Consider the following 18,862-nt stretch of genomic DNA (forward strand, 5'->3'; position numbering starts at 1 on the left):
CCAACCTCAGCCCTTCTCCATGAACGTGATGATAACCGGCGCCACCGGCATGGTGGGCGAAGCCGTGCTGCTCGAATGCCTGCAGGACGCCAGCATCGAGCAGGTACTGGTAGTAACGCGCAAGCCCACCGGCCGGCAGCACCCCAAATTGCACGAAGTACTGCTCGCCGACTTCGCAGACCCCACGCCCGTCGAGCGGGAGCTGCGCGGCTACGACGCTTGCTTTTTCTGCCTGGGCGTGTCGTCGGTGGGCATGAAGGAGCCGGAGTACACCCGCCTGACCTACGACCTCACCCTGGGCTTTGCCCGCACGCTGGCCCGGCTGAATCCGCACATGACGTTTTGCTACGTCTCCGGCGCGGGCACCGACAGCTCAGAAAAGGGCCGGCAGATGTGGGCCCGGGTGAAGGGCCGCACCGAAAACGAGCTGCTGCGGCTGCCGTTCCGCGCGGCGTACATGTTCCGGCCGGGCTTTCTGAAGGCTACTCCGGGTCAGCAAAACGTGCTGCCCATGTACAAATACATAGCGTGGCTGTACCCGGTGCTGCGCCGCTTCACGCCCGGCTGGGTTTCTACCCTGACCGAATTGGGCCAGGCCATGATCAACGTGACCCGGCGCGGCTACGCCAAGCCCGTGCTGGAGGTGAAGGATATTGTGCAAGCGGCGCAGGCGCGCTGAGTTAAGGCTTGACCCCAAGCACACGCAGCAAGCTTGACGCCGCTGCTCATGCCGTGCCCAATTGGTAGATAAAACGCGGAGGATGGGCGACGATTCAGGCCCATTTGGCGCCGATTCGAGGGATAGAGCACTGCCAACGTGGGGAGCGGCACAGGGCTTGCAAATGGGGAGACAAGCGCCTGGGATTAGTCCGAAACGCTGATTACCAGGTTGCAAACAGCTCTTCACCCGTAACATCTCGTTTGCCATGAAAACCTCCCTGCTTTCGTTTGCTGCCGCCCTCGGCCTGTTGGCCACCACCGCTTCGTACGCCGCGGCGCCGGCTTCGAACCCCTACAAAGACCGGAAGGAAGCCATCCGCTACGACCGGAAAATGGAGGCCGAACGCGCCCGCCGCGAAGCTGCCCAGCGCAAGCTGGAACTGGAGCGCCAGCGCCGACTGGAGGCCCAACGCCGCGCCGAGCAGCAGCGCGCCGCCGAGCGGGCCCGCTACTCAGCCCAGCACCACAATGACCGCCACGACGACCACGGCCGGCACGACGGCTACCGCCGCTAAGCTTTCTGCCCCGACAGCAAAACGCCCTGACCGAAAGGCCAGGGCGTTTTGCTGTTGGAAATGTTCGGTTAGGCGCCGCTCTGGTGGCCGATTTCCCACCGCTCGTCGGGCTGGGTCATCACGCGCAGTTGCCAGAGCAGATGTTCTTCCGTGATGGGGTAGGGCGCGCCGTGGCGCAGGGCCTGGTACACCGCTTCGAACAGCTGCAGGTAGTCGCCCTTGGGAGCGGGCACGGGAGTTACCGTTTTCTGCCCCTCGGAGTCGACCAAGGTGAGCTGTCCGGCTAATTCACCGGGTTCGAGGCCGTAGCTCGGGTCCAGGGGCGAGAGGCCCTGATCGAGCTGGGTTTCCTGCACGTCGGCGCGGGCTTTGAGGTAGCTGCCCTGTGTGCCGTGGAGCACGTAGGAGGGCAGGGGCTGCGGAATCACCAGGCCCGATACCAGCGTCACGAGCGGCCCGCCGGGGTAGAAGAGCTGCAGTTGAAAGTAGTCAGTAACCTGCGAGCCGGGCCGGTAGCGGCCCAGGGTGGCGCGCGTGCGGTGGGGCTGGCCAAACAGGCTCAGGGCCTGATCAAGAATGTGCGGGCCGAGGTCGAAGAGCAGGCCGCTGCCGGCCGTTTCGGGCTGCTCCTTGAACAGCTTGTGGTGCAGCGGCAGCTTGTAGCGGTCGAAGCGGAAGGTGACTTCCACCAGCTGCCCGAGCTGCCCGCTCGCCACCACCTGCTGCACCGACTGAAAATCGGAGTCCCAGCGGCGGTTCTGGTAGGCGAAGATCTGCCGGTTCATGGCGCGGGCCAGCTGCCACAGCTCGGCCACTTCGGCCATGGTGGTGGCCACGGGCTTTTCCAGCAGCACGTGCTTGCCGGCCTGCAGGGCCTGCCGGGCCAGTTGCACGTGCGAGTCGTTGGGGGTGTTGACGACGACCAGTTCGATGGCCTCGTCGGCCAGCAACTCTTCCACCGCGTCGTAGCTGATGACGTCGGGGTAGCGCTGCTGCGCCTGCTTGCGGCTGCGCTCCACCACGGCGCGGAGCGCGAAGCCCGGGTGCGCCGCCACGAAGGGCGCCTGAAAGAGCTGGCCCGACATACCGTAGGCGAGCAGGCCGGTTTGGATGGCGTTGGTCATGGCGGCAAGGTACGCGAAGAAGCCTAAGCGCGTCGCGGCACGGGCCCGGGCGGCGGGCCGATGGATTTTCGCCGCCACCGCGCCCATGCGCCAGGCAAAGAACAGCAGCGGGTCTGCTCTTCAAGCCGGGCACGTGAGCCGCGCGGCGCTACATTCGCACCCAATCAGTAGAAGCTTCGCCTTGCCAAATAATCCTGCTTCCTCCTCTGAACTGCCCCTGGCCGGCCTGCGCGTGCTGGAGCTGGCCGCCGTGCTGGCCGGCCCGCAGGTCGGGCAGTTTCTGGCCGAACTCGGCGCTGAGGTCATCAAAATAGAGCCGCCCGCGGGTGACGTGACGCGCAGCTGGAAAACCGCCGCCGAGCCGGCGGGCACCGACGTGTCGGCGTATTTCGCCTGCGCCAACTGGGGCAAGCAGTCCGTAGTGGTGGATTTGCGCACGGCCGTGGGCCTCGCCACCGTGCACCGGCTGGCCGCGCAGGCCGACATCGTGCTGGCCAGCTACAAGCCCGGCGACGCCGAGAAGCTGCAAGTCGATTACGCCACGCTGCGCCAGCAGAACCCGCGCCTGATCTACGGGCAGATTACCGGTTACGGACCGCAGGAGCCCCGCGCCGGCTACGACGCCGTGGTGCAGGCCGAGGCCGGCTTCATGCACCTGAACGGGGAACCCGGCCAGCCTCCGCTCAAGATGCCCGTGGCGCTGATGGACCTGCTGGCCGCCCACCAGCTCAAGGAAGGCCTGCTGACGGCGCTCTACCGCCGCGAGCGGACAGGGCAGGGTACGCTGGTGCAGGTGTCGCTGTGGGAAGCCGGGCTGGCCTCGCTAGCCAACCAGGGCAGCACCTACCTCGTCACCGGCCACGACCCGCAGCCGCTGGGCTCGGCCCATCCCAGCATCGTGCCCTACGGCACCGTGTACCAGGGCGCCGACGGCGTACGCCTGATTCTGGCCGTGGGCTCCGACCGGCAGTTTCAGGACCTGTGCGCCTCGCTAGAGCGCCCAGAGTGGGCCACCGACGCGCGCTTCGCCGCCAACGGCGCCCGCGTGCAGCACCGGCTGGAGCTGGAACTGCTGCTGGCCGCGCGCATCGGTGAGGTGAGCGGGGCCGCGCTGCTGGCGGCCCTGGAGCGCCGGGGCGTGCCGGCCGGGGCAGTGCGCACGGTAGGGGAGGCCCTGCGCCAGCCCGCCGCTGCGGCCATGCTGCTGCCGCCTACGCCGGCTTTTCCGCATCAGGGGCTGCGCACGGTGGCCTTTCGCAGCCCCGATTGGCCTGTGGCCGAAGCCTTGGGCGCGCCGCCGACGCTGGGTGACCACGCGGCCACGTTGGGCGACGCATAAGGGCAATCAGTCGAAAAAACCATCCGGCCGGCGCAAAGATTCGTAGCATTAGGTCATGGCCGCGCCGACGAGGTCGGCGCCGCGCCTGTTCTTCTCCTGACCCAAAAGGCTCTGCCTGCTCACCTATGCCCGAGGAAACGAACCACCCGACTCCGTCCGCCGAATTCAACGACAACTCCGCCGAGCTCGACAAGAAACTGACCGTGGCCCCCGCGCAGGAAGCCAAGCCTGCCAGCCGGAGCCGCAAGAAAGCCGCCCCTAAGGCCCAGGCGGCACCTGCGGCCGAAAAAGCGGCGGCTCCAGCCGCCGCAGCCGAAACCGAGCCCGAGGAAGTAGAGGATAAGCTCAATATCATCTTTGAAGGCCTGCGGCAGAAATCAACCGCCAAGCAGGCCATCTTCCGCAATACCCAGGCCGCCTTCGACTGCCTGCGCACCGTGACGCAGGAGCTGGTGCTGGAGCTGACGCGCCGCATCTCGCCCGTCGACGCCAGCGTGGCCATCGAGTACCGGCCCGTCAACGAGCTGGAGTTCCATATCCGCTTCTCCGGCGACCTGCTGGTGTTCGTGATGCACTCCAACATCATCACTTTCCCCGACGAGTTTCCGCTGTTCGGCTCGCGCTACGTGAGCGAGGACTTTCGGCGCCGCTTCTTTGGGCACATCATGGCCTACAACTTCATGGCCGACAGCATCAAGTACCAGCGCATGAACGACCCGGGCTACCTCGTGGGGCGGTTGCTGATCAACATCGATAACCACTACTACATCGAGGGCGCCAAGCAGCTGGACATGCCCGACAACGACATGGAGCACAACGTCGTCAACAACGACGCGATGCGCCTGTACGTGGAAAGCGCCATGATTGCGGCCGTCAACAACGACCTGATGGCTCCCTCGATTCAGGATATTCAGAAAATAACCGTTAAGCAAAAGGTGGAAAACCAGCAGGTTAGCCGCGGTAGCAAAGTGGGCTTCAGCTTCCGCAACGAGCAGCAGCACCCCCGCGGCTACGACGGTCTGGCGTACTAAACCCGCTCTGCAATACACGCCGAAGGCCCGGGTCAAGTCCATAAATGGACTTGACCCGGGCCTTCGGCATACGGGCTGCGGCTAGCTGGCCGCCGCGATGGGGCAGGGCCAGAGCTGAGCCACACGTTGGGCCAGCTCGCGGGTGCGGGCGTCGACGGTGGTTTCGTCCCAGCGGCGTTCAGCCAGGGCCTGCCGCAGCAGGGCGCTGGCGGGGTGGCGGTACTGCTGGGCCTTTTCGGCCGGCGACTGGTGGCCGAACAGCGCGAAGGCGTCGGCCGTATTCAGGGCCAGGTTGCCGAGCTTGTCGTACCACACGGGCGGGCGGGTATCGAAGCCGGCCGGCGCTTCGGGCGGCAGCACATGCTCTACCACGGTCAGCTGCTCGTAGTTGGGCTGCTGGTCGAGGGGCTGCAGCGCGCCGTCGAGGTGGGTGAGCACGTGGCGCACAAACGGCTCTTCATGCGGCTGGTACAACGGTTGCTCGGTCAGGGCCGAGGTCAGCAGAGCATCGGGCACGAGCAGCCCGGCGCGCCGCACGGCCTGCCTAAACGCGTCCACCAGGTCGTCGGCCGTGAGCAGGCGAGTGAGCAAGCTCGGGAAGAAAGCGGCGTAAGCCTGCTCCGGTAGGCGTGCCAGGCGCCGCCGGGCCAGAATGCCATAGGTAGCTTCCAGAAGATGTTGCGTGTGCTCAGTCGATACGCGCTGGGTTTTCCAGGCCTGTAGCAGGGCCAGCAAAAACGGCTGCACAGCGGGCGTAAGCACGGCGGCCAGGTGCTGCAGCGCCTGCCGGATGCCCGCGTCGCCAATGCTGTAGCGGTGCGGAAAGCGCAGGTACAGGTACGAGCTCACGCCGTCGCGCAACTGGTGTAGCAAGTGCTCCACGGTGCCGATATCGAGCTGGCGGTAGCGGCGCTTGAAGTGGGTGTACAGCGGCCGGCCCGTTTCTAGCAGCTGCGGCTCGTCCATGGAGAGCAGGCAGCGCAGGTATTCCTCAAAGGACTCAGCCGAGCCCATGCGCTGCTGGGCCAGCAGCCACTGCTCGTTGTGCAGCTCCTCGATGCGCCGGGCCGCATCGGCTTCGGCCGTGGCCGGCAGCGCCCGAAACAGGTAGTTGCACAGCAGCTCAGCGGCCGTCAGTGGGCGGCCGCGGTTGTTCAGGCTTTCGAAGATGGACTGCGGATTGTCGCGCGTTTCGTCCAGCGGAATCCAGACTACTTTCAGGCCGTGCAGCACGGCCCGGGCCAGCTGGGTGAGGTAGGCTGCGGGTTCCCCGGCCAGGCGCTGCTGCAGGTAGTGCGCCAGCGCCGTGATGCCGTTGGTATTCTCGTCGTAGAGGCGCAGGTCGGAGGCCAGGTGCGGGCTCTTGGGGTTTTGCCCGGTCAGGATGCGATACGTCGGCAGCCGGTCGCCCTTGGTGCTGAATACCTTGAGCTGCAGGTAAGAATCGGTAGTGCCGGGCAGCTCGTTGGCCAGCAAAGGCTCCAGCTCCTGGCGCACGGCCGCGGCTTCCGCATCGGAAGCGTGCGGGCGCAGCAGTTGCTCCAGCACCAGCAGCAGCAGGTACACCGTGGTGATGCGCTGCTGCCCGTCGATAACCAAGTACTCGCGGAGGTCGGGGTGCGCCGTGAGGGTTTTGCGCAGCAGCACCACCGGCCCGAAGAAGTGCTCGGGGCGGTGCTGGGTAGCATCCGCATCCAGCACGTTTTCTTCCAGGTCGAAGAGCAGCTGGTCCCACTGCTCCTGTTCCCAGGCGTAGCCCCGCTGAAAGAAAGGAATTTCGTACCGGACGTTGCCGGCGAAAATCATAGCAAAAAGGCTATTAGTTACCGTCTGTTCGTGCATAACACCGTGGACAATTAGCGGATATTACTTCAAAGGTAACCGACCAGCTGCGTGCCGCGCCGGAGTTTTTTGAGAATAAAAGCAGGTAGCTAAATAGTGAAGCCCGTTAGGAGCCGGCCCGGCAGACGGCGCACCCCGCGTCATTGCGAGGCGTAGCCGAAGCAACCGTAGGAAGGCGTTAGCCAATCCTTCTGCTAGTAGCACCGCCGCTACAATGCTCAGACCGAAAACAGCACCGCCCGAAACCAGAATTACCGGTTTCGGGCGGTGCTGTTTTGTGCCGTTTGCGCCACGAGAGGAAGAATTGATGCCGCTTGGTGTGCGGAATCTCCTACCTCCTCTCAATGACAGCGGGTGCTACCGCTGCTGGTAGCCGACTTTTTCGCGCACTTTATTGAGCACTACGGTGCCGTATTCCTGAGCTTTGCGGGCGCCTTCGGCCAGCTTGCGGTCCACCTCCGGCAGGTTTTGCATGTAGTAGTTGAACTGCTCCCGCTCCTGCGCAAAGCGCGTGCGGATGACCTCGAACAGCGCCTGCTTGGCGTGGCCGTAGCCGTAGCCGCCGTTCAGGTAGTTCTGGCGCATTTCTTCGGTCTGCTCGGGCGTGGCCAGCAAGGAAAACAGCTTGAAGGTGGTGTCGGTATCGGGGTTTTTGGGGGCCTCCAGCGGCGTGCTGTCCGACACGATGCCGCGGATGTTCTTCAGCAAGGCCTTGTCGTCGAGGAAGATATCGATGATGTTGCCGTACGACTTGCTCATCTTCTGCCCGTCGAGGCCGGGAATGGTCTGGATCTGCTCATCCACGCGAGCCTGGGGCAGCACGAAGGTTTCGCCGTAGCGGTTGTTGAAGGCGCTGGCAATGTCGCGGGCAATTTCCAGGTGCTGAATCTGGTCCTTGCCTACGGGCACGAAATCCGCGTCGTAGAGCAGGATGTCGGCGGCCATGAGAACGGGGTAGGTAAACAGCCCCGCATTCACGTCCGACAGCCGGTCCGACTTGTCCTTGAACGAGTGCGCGTTGGCCAGCATCGGGTAGGGCGTGAAGCACGACAAATACCACGTCAGCTCGGTCACCTGCGGCACATCGGACTGCCGGTAAAACAGGTTCTTGTCGGTGTCGAAACCGCAGGCCAGCCACGCGGCGGCCACCGAGTAGGTATTGTGGCGCAGCAGCTCCGCGTCGCGCACCTGGGTGAGCGAGTGCAGATCGGCGATGAAGAGCAGGGAGGTGTTGGCCGAGCTTTTCGACAGCTCAATGGCGGGCAGGATGGCGCCGAGCAGGTTGCCCAAGTGCGGGCGGCCGGTGCTCTGAATGCCGGTCAGGATACGGGACATGGGAAGAAATTAAGGCTGCTTCGCTACGTAACCGTTGTAGGAAACGATGTACTCGAGAAGGTTATCGTAATTGATGCGGCCGCTGACCAACACCCGCGCGAAGGAAGGTTGGTCAGCTACCAGTGGCCCGACCACTTCGCGTAGTTGTTTGAGCCCGCCGTTTTCGGGCAAGGAAGTCCAGGCCGAGGAGCCAATCGGTCGCACGAGCAGCGTTGAAACCAGTAAACCACCTACGTTGCGAACGAAAGAATAGCGGATGGCTTCTATTTTGCCCGTGGCCACCACTTGCGCAAACACGGGGCGCGTTGCCGGGCTGCCTTTTTCGTTGGGAAAGTCGATGGTGATATACTTAGCCGTGCCAAACGTAAAATAGGCCAGCTGCGCCGGGGTGTAGTTAAACTGCTGATCGTCTTCTGTTTTAACCAGTAGCTCACCTGCTTTGGTGGGCGTCAGCCAGAGCCTGCCCGTTACGCGTGAGCTGTCGCGCAACACGCAGGTGCCTTGTTGAGCGGCAGTTGTCGACATAGCCGTCCTGCCTGGCATCATCTGCTGGGCGCGGGCCGTTTGGGCCGCGATGATACTCGCCAGCAGCAACAGTAGAGCTTTGTTCACAACGCGTTTCGGTTAGTTATACGCTCACGTTCTGCTCAGCTTCTTGCTGCAATTCCATGGTTTTTTCCTTGCCCAAGTACCGGTCGATGATGGCGTGGGCGAGGTAGAGCACCGGCGTGAGCAGCACCGCGGCCGCAAATTTATACCAGTAGTTGGTGTTAGCCACCGTCAGCACCTGCTGAAAGCTCCAGTTGCCGAACACGTAGAAGGCTACGAATAGCACTACAAATGAGTCGATGAGCTGCGAAACGAGCGTGGAGCCGGTGGCGCGCAGCCAGATCAGGCGGCTGCCCGTGATGCGGCGCAGGGCCTGAAACACCGTCGCGTCGAGAATCTGGCCCACGATGAAGGCCGTGATGGAGCCGAGGATGATGTTGCCGCCCTGCCGGAAAATGCTCTGGTAGGCGTAGTCGATGTTGAAGGGGCGGCCGTTGTTATCGGTCTTGTTCACGTCGAGCCAGAACGCGGCCGGTTGCAGCCGCGTGGTGGCGTAGATGACGGCAAAGGCGTAGAGAATCAGCCCGGCCGTGAGCAGGCTCACCCGCAGCACGCCCTTGGGGCCGAAGTACTCGTTCAGGATGTCGGTGGTCACGAACACCGCCGGCCAGATGAGCACGCCCGCCGTCAGGTCGCCCGGCATTGATTCGGGCAGGCCCAGTAGCCCGTTGACGTGAAAAATCTTCACTCCGATGATTTCGGCCAGCAGCGCGTTGACGATGAAAATGGCGCTGAGCACCAAATAAAGCTGTTGCTTCTTGTGGGTAAACAGCGAGTTGGCAGCAGTAGACATAGAGGAGAAAATAAGGTGGCGGTCAGCAGCTCGTCCTGTCGAGCTGATCGAGACATCTCGCCGGATAGCATTCTGCTCGTTGAACCATTGATTTGCCATCCGAGACGTCAGCACGCGAGATGTCTGGCTGCGCTTGATAGGACGGGCTTTTCTAGTCTTTGTGAGGTAGTTATACCGTCACCGTCAGCCCTTCGGTAGCCAGCTGCGTGGCTTCGAATTCGTGGCGCGCTTCGGCTAGCAGCGGTTGCAGGTCGCGGTAGCGGGAGGAGAAGTGCCCGATGAGCAGCTGCTTCACCTCGGCCAGGCGTGCCAGCTGTCCGGCTTGCTTGGCCGTGGAGTGGCCGGTTTGCTGCGCCCGCTCCGCCATTTCGTGCAGGAAGGTCGACTCATGGTAGAGCAGGTCCACGCCGCGCACTAAGTCGGCCAGGTACTCCAGGTACACCGTATCGGAGCAGTAGGCGTAGGCGCGGGGCGCGGGCGGGGCGGTGGTTACGTCGGTGTGGCGCAGCCACACGTGGCCGGCTGCGTCGCGCAGGTCTTCGCCGCGGCTCAGGGCCTGCAGCTGCTCCGGAGTCAGGGCTTCCGGCAGGCTTTCCTTCACCAGGCGCCGCCGCCGCGGCTGCTCCCGAAACAGGTACCCGCAGCACGGGATGCGGTGGCGCATCGGCAGGGTGAGCACCTGTACCTGCGCGTCCTGATAAATGAGCTGGTGTTTCTCGGTGTCGACGGCCACAAAGTCCACGTCGAAGGAGAGGGGCGTGCCCGAGCAGCGCAGCTGGGTAGTGATGATTTCGTCGAGCCCGGCCGGGCCGAACAGCTGCAGCGGCTCGGTGCGGCCCTGCAGGTGCAGGGTGCCCAGCAGCCCGAAGATGCCGAAGAAATGGTCGCCGTGCAGGTGCGAAATGAACACGCGGTTGATGCGCCCAAACCGAATGCGCTGCTCGATGAGGCGCTCCTGCGTGGCTTCGCCGCAGTCAATCAGGTATGGCTCGCGGCCCACCGTGAGCACCTGGGCCGTGTGGTGGCGGCCCAGCATGGGCGTGGCCGAGGCGCTGCCGAGTATCGTTAGCTCAAACTCCATGTAAATGGTTAAATGGGTGAATGGCTAAATGGTTGATTGTTCCGTTGTCAGAACGACCAGCCAGTTAGCCATTCAGCCATTTAGCAATAAAAAGCTGTTGGCTGCCAGCCGTTAGCCGAACACTAACGGCTAGCAGCCAACAGCCAACAGCTAGCAGAAACTACTCCTTGCTCGTCAGGTCCCGCTCGATGGCGTGCAGGAAAATGCGGTCAATACCTTCTTCCACCGTGGGCAGGATGTGCAGTACCGACTCCAGCTTGGAAATGGTGATGAGCTTCATCACGTGGTCCTGCAGGCCGGTCAGCACCAGCAGGCCGCCGGTGGAGTTGCACAGGCGGTTGGCAATCAGGATTGAGCTCAGCCCCGACGAATCGGTGTACTTCACGTTTTGAAGGTCGAGGATCAGGTTGTTGATGCCCTCGGCATTGAGCTTCACGAACTCAGATTTCAGATCGGGCGCGACGGTGGTGTCGAGCTTTTTCTCGTCAATCGTGATGATCGTGTAGTTCTCTTTTTTATCAATGGAGTACTTCATACCAGAGAGGAGGTTGCTTTCGGAGGGGTAGGTTGCGAAGGTAATGAAAAAAGAAGACTCCGGGAAAGGAGGGATTCATACGAATTTATCGGATTTCGGCCATATTCAACGCGCTAAGCATGTGAAAGTGAGCGAAGCCCAGGTACTTTGCCAGTCGGCCTGGCTGGATTTGGCTAGTCGCGTCATGCGCACGGCGGCCAATAGTACGTCAGCAGGGTATTGCATCCGTAACAAGGCGCGGCCGTTTTGGTTGGTGTGCAGCGTAAAATGTTGGGCCGGATGGCCGTCGGTGGGGCGCAGCCAGGCCTGCAGCGGTTGACTGCCAAGCGGCCGGCCATCGGCCAGCACGAGTACCGTAAGCGAGGCGCCGGCGCGGAGCAGGTAGGGGTTTTGCTCGGGCACGATTTCCAGCGGATGGCCCACGCGGCGGCGAAAAGTAGAATCAGGTGCCGAGGCCGCGCCGGCCAGTACCAGCGTCTTGGCGCAGCGGCGGTACGCTTCGCGGCCGGGCTGGTCCTGCTGCTTGTATTTCTGGCGCTGCCAGCTCACGTCGCTCAGTCCTTCTTCCTTTAGGTAGGCCTCAAACTCTGCCGCCGGCAGGGTGAGGTAGGCGTCGTTGGTGCGCAGGGCCAGCAGGTGGGTGCCGGGCTGCGTGAGTTGGGCCGTGGTTTGCAGCGAATCGGTCTGCCGGGCCGAAGCCGTCAGGTCGGTGGGGGCAGCCACGCCGGGCTGCAGGTGCACCAGCTGCTCCAGGCGGGCGCTCTGTCCGCCCCACCGCTCGCCCCGAAACGCGGCGCCTACCCAGCGGCCCAGATGCACGCGGCTGCCGGGGGGCACGACGTAGCGCGTAGGCTGCAACCAGAACTCGTGCGCCGCGGCCGCGGAACCGAGCAGGAGGAGGCCCACAAGCAACATCGGTAGGGGTTTTGGCATTGAGCTAAGATAGACGACTTGGCCGGCACGAGTCCGCCTTACTGCTAAAAGCCCGATACGGTTACAGCGAAGCGGCATTTTTCTGGTTTTGTCGAAGAAGCTCAGTGGTCTGTGGGCTTGGCGTCGTTGTGTTTTGGTAGATAAGCCCGGGCTTGATAGTTAAGAAAATTTGCTTATTCAGAGCCACTTGCGCTGCGATAATAGCATCCTGCAGCTTGGCCGAGAAAGAAGGAAACGCGTGAGGGCGTACCCCCACATGCAGCTTACAAGTTCTGTGTGCATGGATGAAGCGGGCCTGAAGGAAGCGGGTAATGGAGTATCTGCCTTGATTAAGAGGTACAGCAACTACCGCGCTGGGCCAGCATCTACAGCCTTGATGCGGCATACTAGGATAGTAACAGATGTATTAAAATAATTTAATATAGTGAGTTCAACAACCTTTTAAACATGGGTAGGTTAAAGGCTTGTTTAATGTTTAATGCTAAAAAGTTAAACAAAATGCCAACCACACCTAACCTTTTTTCGCGGGCGCTGACCCGCGCGTTGTTGATCTGCGGTATAGCTGCCGCAATGGGGCTAACCGCCTGCGACGATGATGATGACGTAAGCAGCGCCGCTGCGCAGTCCAACATCGTGCAGCTGGCCCAGGGCAATGCCAACCTGTCGACCCTCGTGGCTGCCGCCCAGAAGGCCGACTTGGTGAGTACGCTCAGCGGGAGCACCGAACTGACGGTATTTGCCCCCACCAACGACGCGTTCAGCCAGCTGCCGGCACCATTTAACAACGCGCAGAACATCAGCGCCATCACCGACGCGGCGCAGATTGCCACCCTGCGCGGCATCCTGCTGTACCACGTGACGGCCGGCGACCTGGATGCCAGCGAGCTGCAGGCCCGCGCTTACACTACGCAGCGCCCCGCTACCACGGGCCTCAACGACAACAGCATTTACATCAGCAAGCCGGCCGCGGGCGGAGTGATTATCAACGGCAACACCCGCGTGACGCAGGCCGACGTGGATGCCAGCAACGGCATCGTGCACGTCATCGACCGCGTGCTGATGCCGCCTACGCAGCGCATTTCGGAAATCGTGGTGGCTTCGTCCACGGCCTCGACGCCGCAGTTTACACTACTGCTGCGCGCCCTGCAGCGCCCCGCTGCCGCCGCCCTGCTGACGGCCGCCGGCAACGCTAACGCCAACCTGACGGTATTTGCGCCCACCGATGCTGCATTCCGGGCCCTGCTGACGCAGCTCAACCTCACCAGCCTCGACCAGGTGCCCGATGCCACTCTGGTCAGCATCCTGCAGCTGCACATCGTGAACAACGCCCGCGCCTTCTCGTCGGACCTGACCAACGGCCAGACCGTGCCGACGCTGAACGGCAACGTGACCGTGGGCCTGGCCAATAACGCGGTGACCGTGCGCGGCGCCGGCAACGGCACTACCCCTGCCAACGTGGCCACCGCCAACGTGCTGGCCACCAACGGCGTCATTCACGTCATCGACCGCGTGTTGCTCCCTTAATTCCGGGCCCACATCCTTACTTTCCGATACAAAAACGCCCGACTGCTGGTCGGGCGTTTTTTGTGCCGGTATTTCTGTTGGGCAGGGTTATTCCGGCTCTTCTGCGCGGGCCAGGGCCAGCTCGTAGGCGCGGTCGTAGTACTGGCGCAGCTGGTGCCAGTCGAACTGCCCGGAGGAGCTTTCTACCTGGTTGCGCTGGGCGATACGCTCGCGGCGGTTGAGCATCACGAAGCGCCAGAGCATGTCGGTCAGCTCTTCGGCGGCTTCGTCGAAGCTGCGCTCCTTGCGCCGCACCACGAAAATGCCCTTCTGCTCGTGGTCGGGCACGTGCTGCTGCACGTAGTCGCCGAAGCCGGAGAGGTCGGAGGTAATGGCGGGCACGCCGCGGGCCACGCACTCCAGCGGGGTGTAGCCCCAGGGCTCGTAGTAGCTCGGGAAAATGCCCAGGTGGCAGCCGCGCACGAACTGCCCGTACTCCATGCCGAACAGCGGCGAGGTAGGCGACACGAAATCGGGGTGGTACACGATTTTGACCCGGTCATGCCGGTTGTTGACCAGGTTGGCGCGCCGCACGAAGTCCAGAATTTCGTCCTTGGCGTCATCCACCAGGTTGTGGGTGACGACCGGGGGCAGGCGCGTGGTTTTCCAGCTCTGCAGAGCGCGGCGGTAGCGCAGCTTCCAGTAGTCGTCGACGAGGTCGGTGAGATTGGGCAGCTGGTAATCGGAGCTGCTGGCGGCCTGGTAAAACAGCCGCTCGCCCACCTGCTGCTCGATGGCCTTGCAGGTAGCGTGCACTTCATCGAGCATGGCGCGGCTCTGCAGCACCTCGGCGTTGATGCTGTGGTAGGGACGCTTGGTAATCATGAATAGCACCACCTGCCCCTCCAGCCCGCTCTGCTGAATGCGGTAGTTCAGGCGCGCGCAGGCCTCCAGCGTCAGGTCGAAGCCCTTGTTGTGGTACTCGTAGCGGCCCGAGGTAAACACGTACAGCGTCTTGTCGAGGTCGAAGGAATAGCTCTGGAAAAAGTGAGCCATGACGAACTCATGGATCTTCGACTTGTACTTCTGGTGCAGGTTCTGAAACTCGTGCAGGGCCACAAACCGCTCAATGTTCAGCCCGTTGGGCAGCACCGCATCGGGGATGCGGTCGAGCAGGTAAATGCATTCGCGCACCGTCAGCTCCGATACGGTGCTGAACACGTGCGCGCCGTGGGCGGCGGCCCGCTCCATCTTCACGGCCGTCTCGATGTTGAAGTGCTTGGCTTCCCGCTCCCAGTCCACATACAATAGGTGGTCGTAGAAGTTGGGGTCGTTCATGGCCAGGTAGCGGCCCAGCAAAGTGGCGTGGGTGGTAAACACCAGCCGCACGCGCGTTTGCTCGCGGCGCAGGGCCGGAATGGCCGTACCCGTCATCCACTCGTGAAAGTGGGCGATGATGCTCAGCTCGGTGGTGGCGGCTTCGGCTTCCAGCGTGCGGATAAAGCGCGTGGCCAGGTGCCCGAAGGCCGATACCTGGTGCAGCAAATCGTCGTTCTCCTGCGACGGAATGTGGTGGTGCTCCCACAGGTTGGCCTTGATCTGGCCCAGCTCGTGGTACGCCTGAAAGGGCGAAATGAGCACCACGCGCGGCTTGCCCGTCACCAGCCAGTGGCCGTAGTGCACTTCCAGGCCCTGCTGGCGCAGGCGGCGCACCGTGCGGGCAATGGGGTCGTGGTAGGCGGCGGCCAGCTGGGTATCGGAAAGCGGCTCGAACTCGGCCTGGGCCTGCTGCGGAAAGTAGGGGCCGAGCAAGCAGTACCGCTCGCCCCAGCCTTCCACGGTGGCCGGCACCTTGGAGCGAATCACGGTGTAGATGCCGCCGACTTGGTTACACACTTCCCAAGCCACTTCGATGAGCAGGGCGTTGGGAACAACAGTTTCGGGGGCGGGCACGGGGAATTGCATGAAGCGGTGGGTTGGCAGAGGTCCGGCAAGATAGAAGCCGCTGACAGTTTTAGCAGGCAGCAAAGCGCCAAAAAAGCGGTCGGCGCAGGTTTTTTACGCAAACCTGCGCCGACCGCCCATGGCTGAGGCTGGAAACCCGCTGCTTAACCAGCGTCCTGCGACAAAATCAGCACTGAGTAGGGGGCCAGCCCGAAGCTGCCGTTGAAGGGCTTGCCGTCGTACTCACCCTCCTCGGCCTCGGTGCCTACGCTCTCGGAGTTGCCGAACTCCTCGTCGTAGCCGGCCCAGTCGGAGTTGAAGCGCACATGCCACTGGCCGCCCGTGGGCAGCCCGATGGTGTAGGCGTCGTGGGCGCGGTCGGCGAAGTTGCAGAGCACCACGGTGGTGTCGCCGGGGCCGCCGTCGGCCCAGCGGCAGAAAGCCAGCACCTTCTGCTCGTCGTTGACGTGAAACACCTCCACGTGCTGGCCGGTGAGGCCGCGGGTGACGCCGCGCTGGTTGCGGCGCAGGGCTATCAGGTCGCGGTACAGGTGCACCAGGCCCGCAAACTGCTTTTCGCGCGTCCAGTCCAGGGGCTGGTCGTCGCTGAAATAGCCGTCGGCGAGCATGGGCTGGCCCTGGAAAATCATGGGGATGCCCGGGGCGGTAAAGACCAGCGCGGCGCCCAGCGTGGAGCGTTTCTTGGGAAACCACGAAGCCGCGTTGCCGGGCATGATTTCCTCCGTCACGCGGGCCTTGCCGTTGGCCACTTCGTCGTGCGACTCGGTGTAGATAATGCGCTGGAAGGCGTCGCCGTTGTAAGTCTTACTAATAGCTTCGGCCACGGCGGGCATGCTGCGGTCCTGGTCGTTGGGCGTCACCAGCGCCTCGCGCACCGGGTACACGAAGGCCGCATCCCACTGGGCCGCAAAACCCTGGCCACCGTCCTCGGGCGCCCGGGTGATGTACTCGTTGCCGAGCAGGTCCTCGGCGATGGTGATTTTCCAGGGCATCCGCTCGCGGATTTCCTCGTTGATCCACTTCATCAGGCTCCAGCCCTCGGGCAGGTCGCGGGCCGGGTCGCTGGTGCCGTCTACGTTGCGGATGTGGGCAATGGCGTCGGCGCGCAGGCCGTCCACGCGGTACTCTTCCAGCCACATCAGGGCGTTGTCGCGGATGTAGAAGCGCACGGCGTCGCGGCCGTAGTCGGGACGGTTGTGGCCCCAGGGCGTTTCGGCGCGCCAGTCGTTGTAGAAGTAGATGCCGCCGCCGTCGTTTTCGCTCCAGCCATCAAACTGCCACAGGTCCAGGTCGCCGGGGCCGAAGTGGTTGTACACCACGTCCAGAATCACGGCAATGCCGTGCTGATGGGCGGCTTTGATGAACTGCTTGAAGGCCAGCGGCCCGCCGTAGTCGGTTTCGATGGCGAAGGGGTGGGCGGGGTTGTAGCCCCACGACAAACTGCCCGGAAACTCGGTGGCCGGCATGATTTCGACGGCATTCACCCCGAGGCTTTGCAGGTAGCCCAGCTTCTCGATGGCGTCGAGGAAGGTGCCGGGGCGCGTGGGGTCGGGGGCGTAGAAGGTGCCCACGTGCAGCTCATAGATAACCAGCTCGTTCCAGGCGGGCATGTCGAATTGGTCGTCGCCCCAATCAAAGCCGGGGTCGTGCACCACGGAATTGCCGGCTGAGTGGGTGACTTCGCGGGCGTACGGGTCGTTGCGGGTTAGCTCGTCGCCGGCTTCGGTTTTCAGCCAGAATTTATATTCGGTACCCGCGGCCAGCGCGGGTACGTTGGCGGCCCAGTAACCGTCGGTTTCGTGCGCGAGCGGATGGGCTTCGGGGTTCCAGTCGTTGAAGGGGCCAACTACGGCCACGGCTTGGGCATTGGGAGCCCACACGCGGAAGGCAGTGCCGTCGCGGTGGAGAATGGCGCCCATGCCGGCGGGCAGGGCAGCCTGAGACGCCGGCTTCTGCTTGGCAGGGCGGGCGCGCAGCTTAGGGGAAGACATAAGGAATGCGGGAACTCGTCAGTAAGCTCTGCTACTGCCTTTCTCCGCATTTGGTTGTGAGCCAGGCATTGCACAGGCCAGCGAATTTGCCGTGCTTGGGGGTATGAACCCTGCCGCCCCCGCCTCCCAGCAGCACATCGTGCTGCATCACAAGCGCCAGGCCCGCATGGCGCGGGCCAAAAGCCTGTCGCACCTGGTGCCCGCGGGCATGCTGGTAACCGGGGTGGTGGGCGTGCTGACCAAGGCAGAGCCGCTCACCCCGCTGCTGGTAGTGGAGTTTGTGGTCGGAGCTGCGTACCTAGTGCTGCTGCTGCGCGAGCTGCGCCACCTGCGCCACGACCCGCACCACCACGAGCGGGTGGCCTGGCTGGAGCTGGCGGCCGCGGGCATTGCGGCCCTGGAAGGTTATCATATCTGGCACCGCCACCACGAGGCCGAGCTGGGCGGCGCGCCGGCGCGCATACACGTGCTGCCTTACCTGTACGCACTGATTGCGGCCATCTATGTGTGGCTGGCCTTCAATAGTCAGCGCCTGCAGCAGCGTCGCTTCCTGCACCTGCACGAGGATGGGTTTACCGGGCGGCTGCACCCGTTCAGCCGTCGCTTCGACTACCGCTGGGAAGAACTGACTGGCGTAGAGCCGGTAGGTGCCGCCGAACTGCTGGTGCGCCACCGCGACGGGCGCGAACGGCGCCTGTCCTTTGATCAGATGCACGAGGGAGCCACGCTACGCGAACAAGTGCTGGCCCACGCAATAGCAAATAGGTTAATGAAGAGTGAGGAATAAGGCTTGGGGCAACCCCGCGCAACGTTAGGAGCGTAGCCATTCCTTATTCCTCAGTCTACGTCCGCGCAGAGCACGGCTGGCGTCCACTCCTTATGGCTGCATGCGTCGCAGGCGGTGTTGGGCGCGTGCCCGATGCTGTGGCGCACGAAACCGCAGTTGCAGCAGGCGTAGTCGTCGGGGGACTTGGGTTGCTCTTCGATAAAATCCCGGTCCCAGCTGGGAATCAGCGTGAGGCCCGGCCTGGGGTCGGTTTCCTTCAGAATGGTGAAGCTGCCGTTGGCTTCCATGTAGGCGCGCTTGATTTTGCCCAGGTTGTCGATGCCGGCATACCGCAGCTCGGCAAAGAGCCGCTCCTGCGACAGCACCGCTTTCACCATAGCCGGGTACTGCAGGCGGCCATCCACCACCACGATGCCGATGTCGCCCTGCGTGATTTGCTCCAGCTGTTTGTGGTCGACGCCGAGGCGGGCAATGGTGCGCTGGGCGATTATCACCACCGCGGCAATGATGACGGCTGGGAGCAGGCCGCGGTCGGGCGCCAGCAGGGGCACGCCGATGGCCGCCGCCAGCGTCACCATCCCCGACATTTCGATGCGGCTAAGCATGCCGGCCATGCGCTTGCCCATCAGCCGCATGGAAATGATGAGCAGCAGGTATAGAAATACCATGCGCAACACGACTTCGAACAGGAAGCTCCAGGGTACTTGGCCCAGGATAATACGCATGTAATCAGTCAGGTGGATGTCTTCGGGTTTCATG

17 protein-coding genes are annotated in these 18,862 nt (G+C 63.2%); 6 read left to right on the top strand and 11 right to left on the bottom strand.

Features of this window, described 5'->3' with window-relative positions:
• Nucleotides 1–19 precede the first annotated feature (19 nt).
• Together B0919_RS12285 and B0919_RS25250 are read left to right on the top strand one after the other, a co-directional pair.
• Complete coding sequence (locus B0919_RS12285; RefSeq protein ID WP_078012560.1) at nt 20–679, top strand: NAD-dependent epimerase/dehydratase family protein; 660 nt, start codon at nt 20–22, stop codon at nt 677–679.
• A 247-nt stretch (nt 680–926) separates the two neighbouring features.
• Complete coding sequence (locus tag B0919_RS25250) at nt 927–1,235, top strand: hypothetical protein (RefSeq protein WP_078012561.1); 309 nt, start codon at nt 927–929, stop codon at nt 1,233–1,235.
• Between the two features lie 68 nt (nt 1,236–1,303).
• Here B0919_RS25250 and B0919_RS12295 read toward each other — a convergent pair whose 3' ends face one another.
• Nucleotides 1,304–2,359, bottom strand: a complete 1,056-nt coding sequence (locus tag B0919_RS12295; protein ID WP_078012779.1) for a Gfo/Idh/MocA family oxidoreductase — start codon at nt 2,357–2,359, stop codon at nt 1,304–1,306.
• A 181-nt stretch (nt 2,360–2,540) separates the two neighbouring features.
• Between B0919_RS12295 and B0919_RS12300 the strand changes: the two genes are divergently transcribed.
• Nucleotides 2,541–3,698, top strand: coding sequence for a CaiB/BaiF CoA transferase family protein (locus tag B0919_RS12300; protein WP_254846565.1), 1,158 nt, complete (start codon nt 2,541–2,543; stop codon nt 3,696–3,698).
• Nucleotides 3,699–3,823: 125 nt separating this feature from the next.
• The gene (locus tag B0919_RS12305) at nt 3,824–4,729 is read left to right on the top strand and encodes a hypothetical protein (protein ID WP_254846566.1); all 906 of its coding nucleotides are present in this window, start codon (nt 3,824–3,826) and stop codon (nt 4,727–4,729) included.
• Nucleotides 4,730–4,810: 81 nt separating this feature from the next.
• On the opposite strand, the gene B0919_RS12310 is transcribed toward B0919_RS12305, so the two are convergent.
• From B0919_RS12310 to B0919_RS12340, 7 genes are all read right to left on the bottom strand, one after another.
• The gene (locus B0919_RS12310; RefSeq protein WP_176133023.1) at nt 4,811–6,535 is read right to left on the bottom strand and encodes a DUF262 domain-containing protein; all 1,725 of its coding nucleotides are present in this window, start codon (nt 6,533–6,535) and stop codon (nt 4,811–4,813) included.
• A gap of 393 nt (nt 6,536–6,928) precedes the next feature.
• Nucleotides 6,929–7,906 (bottom strand): tryptophan--tRNA ligase, encoded by a 978-nt coding sequence (gene trpS / locus B0919_RS12315; protein ID WP_078012563.1) that lies wholly within the window; start codon nt 7,904–7,906, stop codon nt 6,929–6,931.
• 9 nt (nt 7,907–7,915) lie between these two features.
• Nucleotides 7,916–8,518 carry a hypothetical protein gene (locus B0919_RS12320; protein ID WP_139362089.1) on the bottom strand — a complete coding sequence of 201 codons (603 nt, stop codon included), beginning with the start codon at nt 8,516–8,518 and terminating at the stop codon, nt 7,916–7,918.
• A 16-nt stretch (nt 8,519–8,534) separates the two neighbouring features.
• Nucleotides 8,535–9,308: a queuosine precursor transporter gene (locus B0919_RS12325; protein ID WP_078012565.1), complete on the bottom strand. Its 774-nt coding sequence runs from the start codon at nt 9,306–9,308 to the stop codon at nt 8,535–8,537.
• A 169-nt stretch (nt 9,309–9,477) separates the two neighbouring features.
• Nucleotides 9,478–10,389 (bottom strand): ribonuclease Z, encoded by a 912-nt coding sequence (locus B0919_RS12330; protein WP_078012566.1) that lies wholly within the window; start codon nt 10,387–10,389, stop codon nt 9,478–9,480.
• Between the two features lie 160 nt (nt 10,390–10,549).
• A complete protein-coding gene (locus B0919_RS12335; RefSeq protein WP_078012567.1) occupies nt 10,550–10,924 on the bottom strand; it encodes an STAS domain-containing protein in 375 nt (124 codons plus the stop codon).
• 105 nt (nt 10,925–11,029) lie between these two features.
• Nucleotides 11,030–11,830 carry a DUF4198 domain-containing protein gene (locus tag B0919_RS12340; RefSeq protein ID WP_176133024.1) on the bottom strand — a complete coding sequence of 267 codons (801 nt, stop codon included), beginning with the start codon at nt 11,828–11,830 and terminating at the stop codon, nt 11,030–11,032.
• A gap of 597 nt (nt 11,831–12,427) precedes the next feature.
• Here B0919_RS12340 and B0919_RS12345 point away from each other — a divergent pair.
• Nucleotides 12,428–13,381, top strand: a complete 954-nt coding sequence (locus B0919_RS12345) for a fasciclin domain-containing protein (protein WP_254846567.1) — start codon at nt 12,428–12,430, stop codon at nt 13,379–13,381.
• 87 nt (nt 13,382–13,468) lie between these two features.
• Here the strand turns inward: B0919_RS12345 and B0919_RS12350 are convergent, their stop codons facing one another.
• Nucleotides 13,469–15,325 carry a glycosyltransferase gene (locus tag B0919_RS12350; RefSeq protein WP_078012569.1) on the bottom strand — a complete coding sequence of 619 codons (1,857 nt, stop codon included), beginning with the start codon at nt 15,323–15,325 and terminating at the stop codon, nt 13,469–13,471.
• A gap of 143 nt (nt 15,326–15,468) precedes the next feature.
• Complete coding sequence (locus tag B0919_RS12355; RefSeq protein WP_254846568.1) at nt 15,469–17,316, bottom strand: alpha-amylase family glycosyl hydrolase; 1,848 nt, start codon at nt 17,314–17,316, stop codon at nt 15,469–15,471.
• Between the two features lie 103 nt (nt 17,317–17,419).
• On the opposite strand from B0919_RS12355, the gene B0919_RS12360 reads away from it, so the two are divergent.
• Nucleotides 17,420–18,103, top strand: a complete 684-nt coding sequence (locus B0919_RS12360) for a hypothetical protein (RefSeq protein ID WP_078012570.1) — start codon at nt 17,420–17,422, stop codon at nt 18,101–18,103.
• 50 nt (nt 18,104–18,153) lie between these two features.
• Here the strand turns inward: B0919_RS12360 and B0919_RS12365 are convergent, their stop codons facing one another.
• Entirely contained in the window at nt 18,154–18,861 is a 708-nt protein-coding gene (locus B0919_RS12365; RefSeq protein ID WP_078012571.1) for a DUF421 domain-containing protein, read from the bottom strand.
• Nucleotide 18,862 lies beyond the last annotated feature (1 nt).

This window comes from Hymenobacter sp. CRA2 (assembly GCF_002007105.1).
Classification (GTDB): Bacteria; Bacteroidota; Bacteroidia; order Cytophagales; family Hymenobacteraceae; genus Solirubrum.